Source organism: Enterococcus sp. AZ197, assembly GCF_050556405.1.
Lineage (GTDB): Bacteria > Bacillota > Bacilli > Lactobacillales > Enterococcaceae > Enterococcus > Enterococcus faecalis.
In genome coordinates this window covers 340,637-359,376 of record NZ_CP187873.1, presented here as the reverse complement: position 1 = coordinate 359,376, position 18,740 = coordinate 340,637, and the positions used below count along the sequence as shown (strand labels likewise).

The 18,740-nt window shown below is 40.0% G+C and carries 19 protein-coding genes; 4 read left to right on the top strand and 15 right to left on the bottom strand.

The annotated features are described in order from the left end of the window. Nucleotides 1–77: 77 nt before the first annotated feature. Entirely contained in the window at nucleotides 78–686 is a 609-nt protein-coding gene (locus IGK82_RS01805) for a superoxide dismutase (RefSeq protein WP_002361201.1), read from the bottom strand. Nucleotides 687–879: 193 nt separating this feature from the next. Here IGK82_RS01805 and IGK82_RS01800 point away from each other — a divergent pair, with 193 nt between their 5' ends. After that, entirely contained in the window at nucleotides 880–1,689 is an 810-nt protein-coding gene (locus IGK82_RS01800; RefSeq protein ID WP_002355344.1) for a DUF1189 domain-containing protein, read from the top strand. 178 nt (nucleotides 1,690–1,867) lie between these two features. On the opposite strand, the gene IGK82_RS01795 is transcribed toward IGK82_RS01800, so the two are convergent. Genes IGK82_RS01795 through IGK82_RS01765 form a run of 7 tightly spaced genes read right to left on the bottom strand, consistent with a single transcriptional unit; the run spans nucleotide 1,868 to nucleotide 7,193 of the window. Then, entirely contained in the window at nucleotides 1,868–2,287 is a 420-nt protein-coding gene (locus IGK82_RS01795; protein ID WP_002363016.1) for a PTS sugar transporter subunit IIA, read from the bottom strand. A gap of 9 nt (nucleotides 2,288–2,296) precedes the next feature. Beyond that, nucleotides 2,297–3,286 carry a serine hydrolase domain-containing protein gene (locus IGK82_RS01790; RefSeq protein WP_010709212.1) on the bottom strand — a complete coding sequence of 330 codons (990 nt, stop codon included), beginning with the start codon at nucleotides 3,284–3,286 and terminating at the stop codon, nucleotides 2,297–2,299. A gap of 12 nt (nucleotides 3,287–3,298) precedes the next feature. Beyond that, the gene (murQ, locus tag IGK82_RS01785; protein WP_430605138.1) at nucleotides 3,299–4,189 is read right to left on the bottom strand and encodes an N-acetylmuramic acid 6-phosphate etherase; all 891 of its coding nucleotides are present in this window, start codon (nucleotides 4,187–4,189) and stop codon (nucleotides 3,299–3,301) included. A gap of 14 nt (nucleotides 4,190–4,203) precedes the next feature. Further along, entirely contained in the window at nucleotides 4,204–5,055 is an 852-nt protein-coding gene (locus tag IGK82_RS01780) for a MurR/RpiR family transcriptional regulator (protein WP_002355339.1), read from the bottom strand. Nucleotides 5,056–5,071: 16 nt separating this feature from the next. Continuing rightward, nucleotides 5,072–5,548, bottom strand: coding sequence for a PTS system mannose/fructose/N-acetylgalactosamine-transporter subunit IIB (locus IGK82_RS01775; RefSeq protein ID WP_002355337.1), 477 nt, complete (start codon nucleotides 5,546–5,548; stop codon nucleotides 5,072–5,074). Between the two features lie 30 nt (nucleotides 5,549–5,578). Further along, complete coding sequence (locus IGK82_RS01770; protein ID WP_002355336.1) at nucleotides 5,579–6,397, bottom strand: PTS system mannose/fructose/sorbose family transporter subunit IID; 819 nt, start codon at nucleotides 6,395–6,397, stop codon at nucleotides 5,579–5,581. After that, on the bottom strand, nucleotides 6,390–7,193 hold the full coding sequence (locus tag IGK82_RS01765) for a PTS mannose/fructose/sorbose/N-acetylgalactosamine transporter subunit IIC (RefSeq protein WP_002358431.1): 804 nt from the start codon (nucleotides 7,191–7,193) through the stop codon (nucleotides 6,390–6,392). The genes IGK82_RS01770 and IGK82_RS01765 overlap by 8 nt, the downstream gene beginning before the upstream one ends. 169 nt (nucleotides 7,194–7,362) lie before the next feature. Between IGK82_RS01765 and IGK82_RS01760 the strand changes: the two genes are divergently transcribed. Further along, nucleotides 7,363–8,133, top strand: a complete 771-nt coding sequence (locus IGK82_RS01760) for a sulfite exporter TauE/SafE family protein (RefSeq protein ID WP_225581367.1) — start codon at nucleotides 7,363–7,365, stop codon at nucleotides 8,131–8,133. A 43-nt stretch (nucleotides 8,134–8,176) separates the two neighbouring features. Here IGK82_RS01760 and IGK82_RS01755 read toward each other — a convergent pair whose 3' ends face one another. Continuing rightward, complete coding sequence (locus tag IGK82_RS01755; RefSeq protein ID WP_002355332.1) at nucleotides 8,177–8,578, bottom strand: organic hydroperoxide resistance protein; 402 nt, start codon at nucleotides 8,576–8,578, stop codon at nucleotides 8,177–8,179. 220 nt (nucleotides 8,579–8,798) lie between these two features. Here IGK82_RS01755 and IGK82_RS01750 point away from each other — a divergent pair, with 220 nt between their 5' ends. Then, nucleotides 8,799–10,325: an AMP-binding protein gene (locus IGK82_RS01750; RefSeq protein WP_002366111.1), complete on the top strand. Its 1,527-nt coding sequence runs from the start codon at nucleotides 8,799–8,801 to the stop codon at nucleotides 10,323–10,325. Nucleotides 10,326–10,576: 251 nt separating this feature from the next. After that, on the top strand, nucleotides 10,577–11,275 hold the full coding sequence (locus tag IGK82_RS01745; RefSeq protein WP_010709211.1) for a glucosamine-6-phosphate deaminase: 699 nt from the start codon (nucleotides 10,577–10,579) through the stop codon (nucleotides 11,273–11,275). Between the two features lie 56 nt (nucleotides 11,276–11,331). On the opposite strand, the gene menC is transcribed toward IGK82_RS01745, so the two are convergent. From menC to menB, 6 genes are read right to left on the bottom strand one after another with little or no spacing between them, the layout of a single operon-like run. Continuing rightward, complete coding sequence (menC, locus tag IGK82_RS01740; protein ID WP_016622039.1) at nucleotides 11,332–12,435, bottom strand: o-succinylbenzoate synthase; 1,104 nt, start codon at nucleotides 12,433–12,435, stop codon at nucleotides 11,332–11,334. Then, nucleotides 12,436–13,260 carry a 2-succinyl-6-hydroxy-2,4-cyclohexadiene-1-carboxylate synthase gene (gene menH, locus IGK82_RS01735; RefSeq protein WP_010709210.1) on the bottom strand — a complete coding sequence of 275 codons (825 nt, stop codon included), beginning with the start codon at nucleotides 13,258–13,260 and terminating at the stop codon, nucleotides 12,436–12,438. Then, a complete protein-coding gene (gene menD / locus IGK82_RS01730; protein ID WP_002387681.1) occupies nucleotides 13,248–14,981 on the bottom strand; it encodes a 2-succinyl-5-enolpyruvyl-6-hydroxy-3-cyclohexene-1-carboxylic-acid synthase in 1,734 nt (577 codons plus the stop codon). Before menD ends, menH begins: the two co-directional genes overlap by 13 nt. Further along, a complete protein-coding gene (locus IGK82_RS01725; RefSeq protein ID WP_010709209.1) occupies nucleotides 14,981–16,348 on the bottom strand; it encodes an isochorismate synthase in 1,368 nt (455 codons plus the stop codon). The genes menD and IGK82_RS01725 overlap by 1 nt, the downstream gene beginning before the upstream one ends. Continuing rightward, a complete protein-coding gene (locus IGK82_RS01720) occupies nucleotides 16,345–17,802 on the bottom strand; it encodes an o-succinylbenzoate--CoA ligase (protein ID WP_016617046.1) in 1,458 nt (485 codons plus the stop codon). Before IGK82_RS01720 ends, IGK82_RS01725 begins: the two co-directional genes overlap by 4 nt. 4 nt (nucleotides 17,803–17,806) lie before the next feature. Next, nucleotides 17,807–18,676 carry a 1,4-dihydroxy-2-naphthoyl-CoA synthase gene (menB, locus tag IGK82_RS01715; RefSeq protein WP_002383695.1) on the bottom strand — a complete coding sequence of 290 codons (870 nt, stop codon included), beginning with the start codon at nucleotides 18,674–18,676 and terminating at the stop codon, nucleotides 17,807–17,809. Between the last annotated feature and the right edge of the window lie 64 nt (nucleotides 18,677–18,740).

Here is an 18,740-nt window from a genome sequence, read left to right as displayed (position 1 = left end):
ATTTCGACCCTGGATTTGTAAAAGGAAAGAGTCAAATGACAGCCGTCATTTGACTCTTTCCTTCACAATTGGCAAACTTATTTTGCTGCTGCAAAAAGTTCGTTTACTTTATCCCAGTTAACAACGTTCCAGAATGCTTCAATGTAATCTGGACGAACGTTTTTATATTTTAAGTAATACGCATGTTCCCAAACGTCAAGACCTAAAACAGGTGTTTGACCATCCATTAATGGTGAATCTTGGTTTGGTGTTGAAGTGATTTCTAATTTACCGTTATTCACAACTAACCAAGCCCAACCTGAACCAAAGCGGCCAGTTGCAGCTGTTTTGAAAGCAGCTTTCATTTCATCAAAGCTACCAAATGTTTCATCGATTGCTTCTTTAATAGCGCCAGTTGGTTGTCCACCAGCATTTGGTGCCATAATTTCCCAGAAGAATGTATGGTTTGCGTGACCGCCACCATTGTTACGAACGGCTGTACGGATATCTTCAGGAATAGCATTCATATCTGAAATTAAGTCTTCTACAGATTTTTCGCCTAATTCTGGATGTTTTTCAATCGCTGCGTTTAAGTTAGTCACATAAGTGTTGTGGTGTTTATCATGGTGTAAGTGCATTGTTTCCACGTCAATGTAAGGTTCTAATGCATCATAAGCATATGGTAATTCTGGTAATGTGTAAGTCATTTTTTAAATCCCCCTATTTTTTAGTATGTAACATACGTCTTTCATACAACTATTATGATAACAGAGTGAACCGCTTTCTACAAAATAGTTTGCTTGCCAAAAGAAAAGTTTTACAAAAGAGGGAGATTACCTTGTGTTTCCCTCATAAATTCGCTAGAATGACCTGTAGAAGAATGATGTGAGGAGTAAATAAATGAATACATTGCAATTATTTAAGCAGGCCTTTTTTTCAGTTTCAGAATTACGGCATGCGAAAAAAATGGCGTTTTGGAAAGTAATTCTCTATGCTGTTTTTTTAAGCGCTATTTTAGCACTACCTATTACCAAACAAGTCTTTTCTGTGCTACAAGAGGTGCAACAAGATGGCCAAAAAATTGCAGAAAAGTTGCCTGACTTTTCTATTGAAAATGGCACGTTGCAAACAAAGGCCAAAGAATCTGGCTTTATTTATCAAACCGACTCGATTATTTTTACGTTTGATCCAGATGGAAAGCGTACAGCCGCTGATGTCCAAAAGGATTTAATTGGCAATGCGTTTGGTTTGGCTTTTTTACAAGATGAATTTGTAGTCGCCTTACCAAATTCAGGCGCAACTGAATCAATTCTAGGCACCGACCAATTTATCTTCCCCTATAGTAAAGGAACCTTAGATGGCGTTAACGCTCAGAGTATCAAGACTGCGCTAAGTGAAGCAGCAATCCCTTGGTGGACAAAACTCATTGTCTTTTTAGTGGCTATCTACCCTGTTCTAATCGGTTTAGTTTTAGACTTACTGATTGCCGCTATCGGTGCATCTCTCTATTCAAAATTACGTTTTTATTCTTTACGTTTGATTGATTGTTTAAAAATTATTACGTATTGTGCTACCGTGCCAGTCATCTTAAGTGCTATTTTAAACTTCGTAAATCCGATGTTTAACGATGGCATCCTAGTTATTTTACTGAGTCTATTCTTTTTCTTTGTCACAACCAAAAACGAACCACGGAATATCCCTGGTTCTTAAAAAAAGAGCCTGGGACAAAAATCACTTTGGATTTTTGTCCCAGGCTCAAAACCTGATAAACGGCGGGAACAGAACCAACTCCTTCGGAAATAAGCCGAAATTCTCCAAAAATTAAAAAGCAATTTTCGGAAATTCCTTCTTATTTCTCGGAGCTAAACGGTTCCGTCCCGACCTCTTTCTATTCTTCAAATTCTTCTTCATCTGTTAATTCAGGTAAGTCAATCGTGGTCACCGCAGATTGGCCAATTTGCGTTAAATATGCAGCTAATTCATCCACATTTTCCACAGGTGAGACGGCTGCTTCAATTGCCATTGCTAAATTAAGTCCAGCGACTACTCGCAATTGCGGATAAGTGCCCATGGCCATCATAGCCACATTACAAGGTGTTCCTCCTTTTAAATCAGCTAATACAAGCGTCGGGACATTGCCAGCTTCTTTTAAGATTGCTGCCAGTTTTGCTTGCGTGCCGCTCAAGCCATCTTCTGCGGTCATTGACACAATCGCAGCATCTGCTAATTCCCCGACAATCATTTGAGTAGAAGCTAAGGTTTCTTCTGCCATCCGTCCATGGCTCATTAAAATTAATTTTGGTTTCATCATATCCTCCTAAAAATACTGCTGATAAATTTTTGTTCGTGCTTTCAGAAAGCCACGTTCTTCACGAGTGGGATGAATCCGATTCGTCAGCAAAATTAGGGCTTCTTTGGTCTCTTTTTTCATACCAATCGCCGTTCCAGTAAAGCCAGTATGATACAAATAGCCTGCCCCTGCTTGCGTCTTTTTCACTTCCCAACCAAATGTACGTCCCCCTTGGTTCATAGACCAGAGAGCATCGAACATTTTTTCAGAAAATAATGGTTTGCCAGACGGGTAGCGATTGTTCATAAAACACTGAACAAAAGTGAGTAAATCTGGTAAAGTTGCAAATAACCCTGCACTGCCAATTGGCGCTTTCAGTTGATAGGCTTTCGAATCGTGGACCACCCCCTGAATAACGCTGCGTTGTTTTGTAATCTCTGTGGGCACTGCCTGGGCAAAATCGCTGACCGTAAAACTTGTATGCTGTAGGTTCATTGGTTGAAATACGTATGTTTGAAAGCTCTCTTCTAATGAGCAGCGATCCAATACTTGAATAATTTCTCCCAATAAGTAATACCCTAAATCAGAATAAGTGGTTTTCCCTCGTTCAGATAACGAATGCGTTAAAATGATTTCTTGCAAGCTTTTTTTTGTGACATTTTTCTTATCGACAACATCAGCTGGCAGTCCGCTCTGATGCAGTAGAAGCTCCCCAATCGAACAAGATAGTCCTTGATAATCAGGTAGGATTTCCCCCACAGTGGTTGAAAAAGTAAGCTGATTTGTATCGATTAATTGTAACATTCGATTTGTTGTCCCAATAACTTTCGTTAAGGACGCTAAATCATACAGGCTAGCTGATGAAACCTTTTGTCTTGCAAATGGACCAGTATTACCTAAAAAGCCCGTATACTGTTCTGATAAGCTACCTTCTGTAATCGTTCCCCAAGCGACACCCGGAACTACTTGCTGATTAATCAGTCTCTGAATTGTTTCTTGAATTGCGATTTGATTCATTGTTCACCACTTCTATGCTAAAACTTCTGAAATCCGTCCGTCATGTTCTGCTAATAGTTGTTTGGCTTTTTGAAAATCAACGTGGGCTTTCGCCATTACAATGGCTGGTGCCACTTCTAGCTGTGCTGCCTCCAAGTATTCTTTGGCTTGCGATTCCTCGATTTCTGCTGCTTCTTTAATGATATTCGTGGCACGTTGAATTAATTTTTCGTTCGTTGGTTGTACGTTGACCATCAAATTTTGATAGATATTCCCTACTTTAACCATAGTCCCTGTTGAAAACATATTTAACACCATTTTCTGTGCTGAACCCGCTTTCATTCTAGTTGACCCTGTAATGACTTCCGGTCCTACAATTGGCGCAATCCCAATTTCCGCCAATTGATTCATCGGACTTTGATTATTACAGGTAACTGAAATGGTTAGAGCGCCCACTTTTTTTCCGTATTCAATTGCGGAAACGGCATATGGTGTCCGACCACTAGCAGCAATCGCAATTACGACATCTCGGGCGGTCAATTGATGTTGCGTTAAATCTTCGATAGCTAATTCTTTCGAGTCTTCAGCGCCTTCAATTGCTTGATACATTGCTTTTTCACCACCAGCTAAAATACCAAATGCGCGTTCTGGCGACACACTATATGTGGGTGTTAATTCAATCGCATCCAAAGCACCTAAACGTCCAGACGTTCCTGCACCACAATAGATTAAACGGCCCCCTTTTTTAAATCGTTCTGCCGCTGCATCAATTGCTGCAGCGATCTGCGGAAGCACCTTTTCAATTGCTTGTGCTACCTTTTGGTCTTCTTGATTTATTAAAGTTACCATTTCTAATGTTGACACTTGGTCAATCTTTTTAGTCGCTTCATTTCTGGCTTCTGTCGTTAATCCTTCTAAGTTCATTTGCTTGCACACCCCTACTTCTCTTTTAGACGGCTGACAAGTTGACTCGTTTCAATCATATTGCGTTCAATTTCTGTGTCTAAATCATCTTGAATTGAACCTAAATACAGAACATCGCCAATTGCCATTGACGAAGCAATCGATGAAATAGCCCCAACTCGAATGAGGTGCTCATTATTGGGGACTAAAAGAACTTCATCGCTCAATGATCGCACGTTTTCTCCATCGTTACTGGTAATAAAAATAACCGTTGCACCTCTATTTTTGGCAATTTCACAGGCGATTAAGGCTTCTTTTGTCAAACCACTATAGGAGACCGTGATCAAAATGTCTTGTGCCGTTGCATAATTTAAAAACTCCAACATCATGTGACTATCATAATTAAAAATCGCTTGGCGACCAGCGCGGTTAAACTTGTGATAAAGATTATAAGTCGTTAAAGAAGAGGCACCAATTCCAACCAAATGAATTTTTTCCGCTTTTTTAACATGCGCGATTGCTCGTTCCAAGGCTTGTTTATCCACTGTATAAAATAAATCCTCAATCGTAGCATTTAATAAAGATTCCACTTTCATACAAATAGTATCCACCGAATCATCCGCCGCTACAATTGGATCAATATCTTTTTTACCGTTACTGGCAGCTTGTACCGCTGCAATGGATAGTTTTAACTCTTCCCAGCTGTCAAACCCTAATTGTTTAGAAAAACGGGTAACTGATGCTGGAGAAGTTTCGCTATTGCTAGCAATTTCGTTTGCTGTTAATGAGAGAAGACGGGTCGGATCCTTCAGTATATAGTCTGCGATTCTCTTATTTACTTTGGAAAAGTCCTTATATTTTTGTCTGATTGAACGGATTGGCTCCATCTTCTCATCTCCATTTCTATTTTATGAAAGTTAAAATTGCTTCGTTTGGTTCAGAAGGGATCATCTGTGCGGTAATAGTCACCCCATTATCTGTTAAACGACGAACGGTTTGAATATCTTCATCGGTTAATGCAACAGATTTTTTAATTGCTCGACTGCCTTCTTTTTGAGAAATATTGCCGACATTGAAGCTCTGTAATGGGACACCGCCATCAATTAAAGCCGCCATGTCTGCAATGTCTTTCGTAATTAAAAAGACTTTTTCTTCATCATAATTGCCTGCTAAAATTTTTTCAATCGCTTTACGTTTCGATAAAATGGATAATTTAACTCCTGCAGGCTTAGCCATTTTTAAGGCACCAATTTGTAATTGATCTTTGACAGCGGCATCATTTACTACCATGATTCTTTGTGCGCCAACCGTATTCGTCCAAACGGTTGCAACTTGTCCGTGAATTAAACGCTCATCTACTCTTGCATGTACAATTGTCATAATAAATCTCTCCTATTATATACTATTTTTTTAAAATAAACCGCCAACCCAAGCCAACATTGGTTGTAAATTGCCTAAAACCATGCCAATTAAAATTAAAACAAAGATTAGCCGTGTTGAATTCATTTTCTTTTTCCCTAGTAACCAATAGGATAAAAGAACAATCCCTAAAGGAATTAATGCGGGTAAAATTTTATCCAACATTTCTTGAACAGATAATGTTACATCTCCCATTTTATAAGTTAAATCTAATTTGTAAGTAATTACCGAAGGAATCAAACCGCCGACCACCGTTAACCCTAAAATAGCTGCACCTTGCGTAAACAATTTCATTTTATCCGCAAATTCTGTCGCAATTTTTTTCCCTTGATGGTAACCAATCCAAGTGAATTTATAGCGAACCCATAGGACCACTGCTCCGGCAATTAACGGGATCAGTAACCCAACAACCTGTCCCCCTTGCGCCATGTAAGCTGCAATCGAAAAAACAATCGCACGATAAATCGCGATAAAAATGGTATCACCAACACCAGCAAACGGACCCATTAGACCTGTTTTCAAGCCAGTAATGGCCGTTTCATCTTCAATGCCGACTTCTTCTTCCAAAGCCATATCAGCTCCGACAATTAAATGCGACATGGCTGGCGTTGTATTCATAAAGCCAAGATGTGTCTTCAAGGCTTTCTTCATAGCTACTGGATCTTCACTATATAGTCGCTTTAATGCAGGCATCATCACCCAAGCGTAACCAAGTCCTTGCATTTTTTCATAGTTCCAGCCCCACTGATAGCCAAAAAGATTACGGACGTAAACTTTATTAATATCCTTTTTTGTTAATTTGTTAGTCATCAATCTCAACCTCCTCATCATCTTCGTAAATAACCGTGCCACTTGTTGTAGCTGCGCCGCCTTTGTTATGATTCATCACATAAATCGCTGCTAAAGCCAAGCCAACCAGTGCGACACCTAAAACTGAGAAGAATTGGGCCCCATAAGCAAGTAACACGAACCCAATAATAAAATAGGGCCAGTATGTTTTAATTGGTAAGTAACGCATTAAAATAGCAATCCCCATCGCTGGTAAAATAGCGCCTGCTGCTTTTAGCCCATTCATCACCCAAATAGGAATCCAATTATTGATAGCGTTTACAACTTGTTCACCAAAAGCTAGGCCAATAAAAACTGGGATGACACGAGAAATCGTCCAAGGAAAAATTCCTAAAACATTGCAGCGCTCGACCCCTTTATAATTGCCTTCTTCCGCATAGCGATCTGCTTTGTGTTGGAAAAACGTATTAGCCATTCTGCCTAAAATATCTAGTTGTGTTAATAATAACCCAATTGGAACCGCAACTCCGATACCATACTCTGCCCCTTTCCCTGAAATGATTGCATAAGCCGTTCCCATAATGGCCCCTGAAAGAAAGTCTGGGACTGTTGCTCCTCCATAAGTCGCTACGCCTAATGTCATCAATTGAAGCGTTGCCCCAATCATCAAACCTGTTTGAACATCTCCTAAGACTAGGCCAGTAAACGTTGCAGCAAACAATGGTGTATATGGACCAATCTGAATAGAAATTTGGTCAAGTACACCAACAACTGTGTAAAGACATAAAATCAAAATAATACCAATCGATACTGTCATGCTTTCTCATCCTCCTTGAATGCGTTTTCTTTTTTGTATTTGTAGAATACCATTAAAGAAATATCATTTCAAGTTCTTTTTAAAAATATTTTTAAATGAAATTACATTTCTTATATAATTTTTGTGCTATACTAAAAGAAAACGGTTTAGGAGTGATTATGTGCGGGTTTTGCTGATTTATTTCATAACTATTTTTCTATCCAATACAGTTGGGGCGCTCTCTGGGATGGGTGGAGGCGTCATTATTAAGCCTGTTTTGGATTTTCTTGGGTTCCATTCGTTAAATAGTATTGCGTTCTATTCAAGTGTCGCTGTTTTTGTCATGTCCATTTCTTCGACTTATAAACAGTATCAAAATGGTGTCCAAATTGAATGGAAAAAAGCCGCGAGTATTTCGTTTGGTTCCTTAGTCGGCGGCATGTTAGGTGATTTACTTCTTAATCAGGCGATTGCACTAGCGCCAAATGAAGAAAAAGTACAACTAATCCAATATATCATCATGTTGCTGACCTTGGTTTTGGTTCTTCTCTACAATCAATTTTCCAACTGGCACTTACACCTCAACGGATTGAGCATTTTTCTGATTGTCGGATTAGGCTTAGGGATTCTATCAACCTTTTTAGGCATCGGTGGCGGTCCCATTAATGTAGCTTGCCTTATTCTCTTTTTTGGAATGGATATCAAATCAGCAACTGTCTATTCCATCATTACTATTTTTTTCTCCCAACTCGCCAAACTTGGCAATATCGGCTTGACCACAGGGTTTGCGGTTTTTGATTTGACAATGCTTTGGGCTATTATTCCTGCCGCTTTATTCGGTGGTTATGTCGGCGGTCTTTTCAGTAAAAAATTATCTCAACAACGGGTCGCCCAAATTTATAGTTTAGTTGTTTTTTTAGTTATTTTGTTAAATATGTATAATTTGTGGACTGTTATCTAAAAAAGAAGCGCTTTGTCGTATAGACAAAACGCTTCTTTTTTAATTAAATCACTGTTAATTTAACATCTATATTATTTCTTGTTGCTTTAGAATATGGGCAAATTTCGTGGGCTTTTTTAACAAGTTCTTCTGCTTTAGCTTGATCTACCCCATCAATATGAACTTCTAATTCAGCACCAACGCTAAATCCATCTTCTCCTTGGAATAAGGAAACACGTGCAGTTACTGTACTTTTACCTTCGACTTTTTCTTGATCCATCACTAATTCTAATGCACCGTTAAAGCAAGCACTGTAAGCCGCTGCGAATAATTGTTCTGGATTTGTTGTATTTTCTTTCTTGACACCTGGCGAAGCAACCGCATAAGAAAATGATTTATCCGGTGAGTGAACTTCTCCTGCACGTCCACCCGTATTAATGATAGTTGTTTCATAGATTTTTTTCATGTAAATTCCTCTCCTTTGTAAAGTTTTACACTTCTGAGAACTTGTTACTTACATAATTATTGTAGGAAACTTTGTCAGATACAGCAAACGTTGTGCTTGTGAATAATAAAAAATAACATTTAACGTTGTATTTTTGACGTAGAAAAAGAACCCATTCTATGATAGGATAAAGTGAACTTGTACATTTGTACACAAACTATTTTACAAAGGAGACTTTCCCTTGACACACTTACTTGATTATCAACCATTAAACCTCTACACAAACTATCAAGAAGCCGCAGAAAAAACACCAACTGTTCCAATTATTTTTGATGAATCTTTGCCTGCTTTTCCTGCACTTGGCTTAGAAACAACTTATGGTGAAAGCCATCAAGAAATTTTGAAACGGGCATATCAATTAGCCGCTTTAGGTGTAAAAAAAGGCGACAAAATTATTATTTATAAAAGTCCTAAATTCGACACGTATTTACTAGCTGTTGCAGCCTCATATCTAGCCGCCGTTCCTGTAATGGTTTCATACCATTTACCTTTTGAAACAATTGAAGTATTCGTTGATCGTTTAGAAGATCCTTATATTTTATTTGATGATGTGACTGCTGAAAAAGTTCAAGCTGTTCGTAACAGCTCTGCCAATAAAAAACTTTCGGTTGCTTCTCTTTTAGAAGCTGATGCCACGGAAGTTCCTCAAGACGAACTGACTAAAGACGAAATTGCCTACATGACTCACACCTCTGGAACAACAGGTATTCCTAAACTTATCTGTCATTCCAATCACTCTATGGGTTGGCGTACAAAATGGCAAAAAACCATTTTCACAAAAATTGCTGAAAAGAAATTAGTTGGCTTTCATATTTCGCCAGTTCATTCTCGTTTTAACATTGGCGTGTCTTCTTTAATGGCCATGGGCTTCCCTATGATGCCTTTAGCAAATGCTTCGAGCGAAAAAGTCGCTGAAATGTTCAGCACCTATCAACCAATCGCTGTAGAAACACACCCCAATAACTTCGTTCAATGGGTTCGTTTGGCCAAAGAAAAACCTGAAGCCTTCGCTAGTGTCCATTATTATCATTCTACTTTTGATGCAATTAACAACGCTACAATGGTGGCTTTCTTAAAAGCATCTGCTGCCAATGAACCAATTTTCCTACAAGTTTATGGTCAAAGTGAATGCGGGCCAATGATCTTACGAGCGCATACTTTAGACTCCCTAAAAGATTCAGATGCTCGTGACATGGGTGTTGGTTTAGAGGATTTAACACAAGCTCGAATTACCGATGAAAAAGGACAAGTTTTACCTGCGATGACGGATGGCCATATCCAATTCTTATCAAAAGGACGGGCCTTAACGTATTACAAAGAAGATGCCCGCTTTGCAGAAAATGTCTACGGCGAATGGTGGGACAGCGGCGATTACGGAATGTTAGATGAACGCGGCCACTTATTCTTGAAAGATCGCCAAGTAGATCTAATTGAAAACATCGACAGTAATTTAGCTATTGAAGATCATTTATTGGATGCATTAGATTTCTTAGAAGAAGTGATTATTGTCCGTGGCAAAGAAAATGAACCTCAGCCAATTTTAGCGGTTGTCCCTGGGGAAGAAATGGATTGGGACGCTTGGTGGACACAAGTAGCCGATTTACCACATTTAAACGAACCTATCATTATGGCTTTTGACGAAATCCCTCACACAGCTACTATGAAAGTGCAACGTTTACAACTAGAAAAATGGTTGAAAGAACAATAAAATAAAATTCTTTGTTAAACAGTGTTGGTCAAAAGAACGTTTAGACCAGCGTTGGAGCAAGTGGAACAGAAAGCTAAAAAGTTAACTCGTTGTAGGTTATCTTAAGTTTTAAAAAGAGGAGCAGCCATCGTTTTGACGGCTGCTCCTCTTTCTTTTGCCTACCGTTAATTAAATCCTTTTTGTGAAGAGCTTGACATGGGATGGTTCCCACAAATTATACTTAGCTTATTCAAAGAATGGAGTGAGCAAGTATGAAAATTTTAATTAAACAAGATTTCAACACGATGAGCGAATGGGCAAAAATGTTACTTCTAAGCACGATGAGCCAAGATAAACGAGTGAATTTATCAATTACCGCTGGTAAAACGCCAGCACTTGTTTACCAAAAATTAGCCTCGATTGTGAAAAACTCATCTGACTTTGATAATGTTCATTATTATAACTTTGATGAAATCCCTGTTCCTCATCAAAAGGAAGGCATTACTCTGACAGATTTGCGGACGCTGTATTTGACACCTGCGGAAATATCTGAGCAAAACATCCATCCATTAACTGTTGAAAACTTTCAACAACAAGAACAACGGATTGCTGACGCAGGCGGCTTAGATTTGATGTTAATTGGCTTAGGAGCAGATGGTCATTTTTGTGGGAACATGCCCACTACCACTCATTTTAAAAATGAAACCTACCAAGTGACCGTCACTGGTTCAGAGCCTTGGTTTGTTCCTGAAATGATGCAGCCAGGCATGACCTTTGTTACGATGGGGCCAGCCAGCATCATGAAAGTTAAGCATCTTGTCCTAATTGTAAATGGTGAACAAAAAGCTCAGATGGTCAAACAAGTGCTCCAAGGACCTGTCACAGAAACGTATCCTGCCTCTATTCTTCAACTCCATCCAAATTTAACGGTTCTCTTGGATGAAGCCGCAGCGAGTCAATTAGAAAAATAAAAAATTGCGCCTAGATTATGCTTCTCTGCATAGTCATAGGCGCAATTTTGTTATCATTACATGATTTTTTGATACTGACTGTATTTTAGCAAATTCGTCTGGGAAAGTGTAACACCAATACCAAGTCCCTGAGGCACGGTCATTGTCCCTTGCTCTAAAATAAAAGGTTCCGTGATGATATCTTCATAAAAATAGCGTTCCGTTGCTGAAATATCACCTGGAAAGGAAAAGGTAGGCTGTGACGCAAATTGCAAATTCAATGCGCGACCAACACCAGACTCAAACATGCCACCTAACCAAACCAATAAATCATTTTCTTGGCAAAATGTGGCAATCTTCAACGCCTCGTGAATCCCACCTACACGAGGAATCTTCAAATTGATACTACGGCAACTGCCCAATGCTAACGCCACTTGGCAGTCTTTGAGACTACGAATATTTTCATCCAAACAAATTCTTGTCTTCAGTTCTCTTTGTAATTGTGCGTGGTCTAAAAAATCATCTGCAGCAAAAGGCTGTTCAATCATCGCTAATTGATAGTGATCTAAACGTTGCAATTGAGGCAAATCTGCCAATGTATACGCTGAATTTGCATCGACCATTAAAGGCAAGTTAGGAAAATGCTGACGAATCAAAGCAACAGGTTCCACATCATAACCGGGACGAATTTTCAGCTTCACTCGTTGATACCCTTTTTCTACAGCTAACTGAACTTGTTTAAGTAATTGAGGTAAGTCTTCTTGAATCCCTAAACTAATCCCTACAGGAATTTTCCTCCGCGTTGGTCCAAAAAATTCAGTTAAACTCTTCTGTTGCCGTTTGGCATATAAATCCCAGATGGCAGTTTCTAACGCAGCTTTTCCCATCCAATGCCCTTTAACTTCTTCAAAAATTGTTGAAACCTCTTGCGGCTGTTCAAGCGCTCCTGTTAAAAGTAACGGAATTAAATGCTGTTGGATGATGAAGCGTTCGGTTACCAACGTTTCTTGCACATAATCAGGTTGCTCAAAAGCCACTAATTCGCCAAACCCTTGATTTCCTTGCTCATCCGTTATTACAAATAGATCAAACGCTTTTTCTTCCAGGCGACCATAGCTCGTGACAAACGGCGTTTTTAAAGGCAAACGAACCTGATAGGTTTCAATTGATTGAATGTTCATTCAGATAGCTCCTTCCAATAACGCTGTCACCTTTTCATAGAAAATCGTTGGTTGTTCTAAATGGATACAATGTCCTGCTTCAGGAAAAATTGTCAGCCTCAACAACGGTTGACGTGCCTGCATTTTTTTCGCAATCCCAATAAATTTTTGATCTTCGCCGCCTACCAATAAATCGGTAGGAATCGGCTGCAATTCTACTAGACGTTCCCAGTAACTCTCTTGCGCTCCTGTCCCCATATACCACAAACTACTAGCCAATCCAAATGCCGATTGGCTCAAACGTTCCTGACGAATGGCCATTTGCTGTGCCACAGACAAGGCTTTTTGCGTTTGAAATAACGGTAATTCTTGCCAAAAATCAATAAAATCCACCAGCGGTTCCTCTAAAAGACGTTCCGCCAAACGATGATCTTGACAGATACGAGCCTGACGTTCTGCGGCAGTGGCCAAACCTGGTGATCCACTTTCCAATAAAAGATGCTGTACCTTTTGTGGATAATGTAATGCAAAACCTAAAGCTGTTCGAGCGCCCATTGAATAGCCTAATAAACAAAAGCAAGGCAAATTTAGCGATTCGGTTAGTTCAGCAAGATCATGGCAAACCTGTTTCATGGTATAACGCTCTGGCGCTACCAAACTAGCAGTCGCGCCATGCCCAGGTAAGTCAATTCCTAAAACGTTATAAGGTGTTTGACTGGGAAAAACGGCTGCAAACGTGGCTAACGTTCCTGTGAAACCGTGTAAACAGACTACTGTCGTTCGCTTTGCATCAAAAGGTGTTAACCATTGATAATGGTACTGCATCCCCCGAATTAACCGTTCCATGAAATCCCCTGTCTTTCTACTCGTCTACCAATTTCAGCTAAAATTGATTCGTACAAATGAACATTCTCTTGGCGATTTCCTTTGACTTCTATCACTTGAAATTGTGGTTCTTCAGCCGCTGCTTGTAAAATTTGCTTGAGCTCCGCGATTGTTTTGACTTCTTGGTACGAAGCACCGTAAAGTTCAGCAACTAACGAAAAATCTAAATCAAGCGGTGTTCCAAATAAAGGCTCGAAATCGTCCTCACGTAAAGTTCGTTGAGATAGAAAAGAGAAAATCCCGCCACCATTGTTATTTAATAAAACAATTGTTAACGGCAACTGATAACGTTTAGCCAAAAATAAACCATTCATATCATGATATAGCGCTAAATCACCAATCAGTAGAACGTTTTGCTGTGTCGGTGCTATGGCACTCATTCCTAAAGCAGTTGAAACAATCCCATCAATCCCGTTGATGCCGCGATTTCCAAACATCCGATAAGGGCGACTATCCATAAATCGATCTAAGTAGCGGATAGCCATACTATTAGATACAAATAACTGACCATTTTCTTTCATTGTTTGGTGAACAGCTAAGCTGGCTGTTGTTTCATTTAATTCTGTCGCGTTCAGCGTTTCTAGAAGAACTTCAGAGACCGTTTTTTCCAGCAGGAGCCATTGTGCTAACCAAGTCGCTTCTGTTGGTTTGACAACCGTTAGTAGTTGTTCTACAAACGTGGTTTCCTTTGCCTGAATAACTGTTTGTGATTTTTTCAATTGCTCTTGCCATTGCCCATTTTCGTCCACAAAATAAAAAGCAGTCTCTGTCGTTGCTAAGCGTTTCAACCATAACATGATGTTTTTAGAAATTGGCAGCGAACCAAAACGCACTACCACTTCTGGTTCTTGTGGCAAGGTCGCCACATTTAGAAACAGATCACTGTGTGCAATAACAACTTCACTATTTTGCCCATGTGTCACAATGTTTGCTAAAGGATCCGCTAGTAACGGCCATTGCAAAGCTTCGGCTAATTGAATAAATAACGTCGCTTCTTCCTCTGTATGACTGCCACCGACAACCAAGACGCCGTTTTTCTGGTACCATTGATCCGCTAACTGTTGCACTTGTTCTGTAGAAAGGATTGATTGACCAGCGAATAAAGCCGTTTGTTGAGAACTCTTTGTTTTTCTCTCTAAGTCAGGTAATAATGGTTCCCGCAAAGGAAAATTCAAATGAACAGGTGCTGCAGGCGTTTGTTGCGCGAATGCTGCTCCTTTAGCGCCTTGCCAATAGGCGTAATTCAACATCTCTTCTGTTGCTTCTGGCAAAGCCATTTCAACAAATAATTTCACGTGATTTTGATACATTTGTAATTGGTCCATGGCTTGAGGAGCACCAACTTGACGTAACTCATGCGGCCGATCTGTTGTTAAAACGACTAAAGGCACATGGCTAATATTGGCTTCACAAATTGCTGGATAATAGTTTGCAGCTGCTGTTCCAGAGGTACAAAGTAAGACCACTGGTTTTTGACTCGCTTTACTTAATCCTAAAGCAAAAAAAGCAGCGGAACGTTCATCGACATCGACAAAAGTTTGGATTGCGGTTTCCCGATGAAGTAATAAAGCCAGTGGTGTGGAACGGGACCCTGGACTAATGACTGCTTGTTCAACCCCACTATTTTTTAAGCCTTCAATAAAGGCCATTAAATAATCGGTCATTGTTTCTTGATGATTCATTAAACCTGCCCTCCAATTCCTCGTAACATCGGTTGAAATTTTATTTTCGTTTCTTCTCTTTCTAGCTCTGCTTGGGAATCCGCAACAATACCACAACCTGCATAAAGAACGCCTTGCTGACCAGCAAAGACACCTGAACGCAAGGCCACAGCGAACTCGCCACTATCATCATTCCCTGAAATCCAACCGATTGGCGCACCATATAACCCACGACTCCCTGGCTCATATTGTCGAATCCATTCGACTGCCAACTCTTTGGGCTCACCACCTAAAGCTGGCGTTGGGTGTAACTGCATCACACTTTCCAAGAACGAAATTCCCGGTTTACGTTGACCCGAGATTGGCACATAAAGATGTTGTACATCTCGATTTTCCAAAATAATGGGTGCTTGAATACTGTTTTCAGAAGTCGCCATCTTCGCCAACTCTTTCGCTAAACGTTCCACCACAATTTGGTGTTCTCCGGTATTTTTGCGGTCTTGTAAAAGTTGTGCTCCTAAAGCTTTCGTTTCTTCTGGTGTTTGACCCGTTTTAATGGTTCCTGCAATACAAGCGGTCGCAAACGTTTCTTTAGTACCCAACAGAAGTCGTTCTGGTGTTGCACCAATGAAACTTGTGTCTTTGGCTTCTAAAGCAAACAAATACGTATTTTGTTGTTGTGCCATTAAATTAATGAGCACTTGGTTACTTCGAATTTTTTCAGGACTGCTCACAGCAAGTTGTCGAGCCAAAACCACTTTTTTTAAAGGGCCATCTTCTCTTAAGACTGCTACTGTTTCGTTGACAGCTTGTAGCCATTCAGTCACGGCAACTTCTTCCTTGTCAATCTTTGTTTCCGCTACAGCTGGCAACTCCTCACAGGTAGCTAACAAGCGATCAAACTGAGCCACCAAAGTCGACCAACGTTCCTCGACTTCTTGTTCACTAGAACCTGAAAAGTTCAGCGTTCCATAAATACGTGAACCTGAAAAAGTAAATAGAATACTTGGTAGATAAAACCAACCTTCCCCTAACTCTCCCCAGGCCTCAGTAGGCGTTTGTTCTGTATCAAAAGGCAAACCGCCAAACAGAAGGGCCCCCGTACCAGAAATAGACATATTTTGAAAACGAGTTGCCGCCTCTTTTTTTAAAAAGTTGTTCAATTGATGCGTTTCTGTTTCTGCGCCTTTTAAGATAGTTTCATATCCGAAGCCAACCAAAGCAAAATCTTTTTTCGGCGTTTGCCAAAAAAAACGTTCTCCTTGGTATGCCTTTTCACCAGCGGCAAAAATTGTCAAGGCTGTTTGTTCTGTTTCTAATGGAAAAACCCAACTGAACTGACGGGCATTCTTCTGATAGGCTTGTCGTAATTCATCAGGCAATTTCATCTGATTAAAAACGCCTCTCTTTCTTCTGTCATGAAACGATGTTTGGCAATCTTTCCACTTGCTGTTTGCGGGAAAGAATGACAAAAATAAATGCGTTTCGGTCGTTTATATTTTGCCAGTTTTCGTGAACACTGGTCTTGAATTTGCGCTAAGGTGATTTCTTGGTCACTAATCACATATGCAACTGGGACGGCTCCCCATTGCGCATCTGGTTCTCCTACAACTGCCGCTGCTTTAATTCCTGTTATCGCCTGTAACACCTGTTCAACCTCAGTGGGGTAAATATTTTCACCACCAGAGATAATGAGTTCACTTAAACGACTAACCAAATACAGGTACCCTTGTGCATCTAAATAGCCCATGTCGCCTGTTTTAAACCAACCATCCGCTGTCCATTTTTCAGGTTGACGCTGGTTAAGATAACCTGAAACAACGTTTGGTCCCTTAAGTAAAATTTCCCCGACTTGCTTTTCTGGCTGTTCTTGTCCTAGTTCATCAACAATTTTGATCTGCATATCTTTTAACGGTTGCCCAGCAGAGCCGATTTTCAGCGCCGCATCTTCAAATTTCAAGGCAACAACTTGCGAACACGTTTCCGTCATCCCGTAAGATTGAATGACTGGAATCCCTTTTTCCTCACACTGCGCTAATTTATCCGGTGCAATCGGTCCGCCGCCCAATAACATTCCTTTAAAGCTGACGCTGTAGCCAGCTTCAGGATAGACAGACAATAATTGTTGTAACATTGTCGCAACCACTGAAATGACGGTTCCACGGCCTTCTTGTAAATCTTGTGTCACTTGCTGTTCATCAAATTTATCGTAAAGGCGAATACTACAACCTAAGACGAGTTGTCGAACAACAATCGACAATCCGCTAATGTGAAATAATGGGACTGCACACAACCAACAATCTTCAGCAGTAATCCCCATATTTTCTTGAGTGCCTCTAGCACTGGCCAAATGATTTTTAAACCGTTGCAAGACCCCTTTAGGCTGTCCTGTAGTTCCAGATGTATACATAATAGAAGCCACCGACTCTAAGTCACTTGGCTGTTGAAACTCCTGATGTGAAAGACTATGCTGTTTTTTAACCATTGGCTGAACGTCGACAAAAGAAATCTCCTCTAACAAAGCCTGCGTTTCAGGCGCACCAATAATCGTTTTAACTTGCGCATCTTTTAACTGAAAAGTCAGTTCAGCAAGTGTCAAATGCGTATTTAAAAATAATAACTCTTTCCCCAATTCCCATAAGGCTAGAATTGAAAAATACAACTCTTTGCTGTTCTTACTGAATAAAGCCACACGTTTTTCTTCTGGTGCAAGCACCTGTTGATATGTGGCTACCCAATGGCTGACTTCTTGTTGCACTTCTAAAAACGTCCAAGATTCATCCTGAAAATAAAAAGCAGGATGATCGGGACGTTTTTGTACTTGTTTATTTAACCAAGTCATTGGTTTATGGGAATTTAGGGAATTGATCGAAATCTGGTGTCCGTTTTTCTTTAAATGCATCTCGGCCTTCTTGTGCTTCAGCCATTGTATAGTAAAGAAGTGTCGCATCACCAGCTAATTGTTGCACACCAGCCAAGCCATCTGTATCGGCATTTAAAGAGGCTTTAATCATCCGTAAAGCAATCGGGCTTTTGGTTAACATTTCTTCTGCCCACTCCATTGTCACATCTTCTACTTGATCCAATGGAACAACTGTATTAATCCAGCCCATATCTAAAGCTTCTTGAGCAGAATACTGTTTACACATAAACCAAACTTCTTTCGCTTTTTTATGGCCGATAACGCGCGCCAAGTAACCTGAGCCGTATCCACCATCAAAGCTACCGACATTTGGTCCTGTTTGCCCAAACTTAGCATTTTCAGCCGCAATTGTTAAATCACAAACTAATTGTAAAACATTGCCGCCGCCAATGGACCAGCCTTTCACCATTGCGATTACTGGTTTGGGAATGACACGGATTAACCGTTGTAAATCTAACACATTTAAACGTGGAATGTTGTCTTCGCCAACGTACCCACCATTACCTCGAACTTTTTGATCGCCACCAGAACAGAATGCTTGGTCACCTGCGCCTGTTAAAATAATAACCCCGACATCTTCTTTATCACGACTAATGTTGAATGCATCAATCATTTCCATGACTGTTTTTGGTGTGAATGCGTTGTGAACATGCGGGCGGTTGATAGTAATTTTTGCTACTTTGCCTTCTTGCTCAAATAAAATTTCATCATATTCTTTAATTGTTGTCCAGTTTCTCATTAGGAAACCTCCTTCATTAATCTCATCTTTTCTATTATACACAAGAATCGGCACTTTAGAGAAAAAGTCGCTTGAATTTTAAGAAAAAACATGGCTATTTCAAATTTTCTTCATTCCT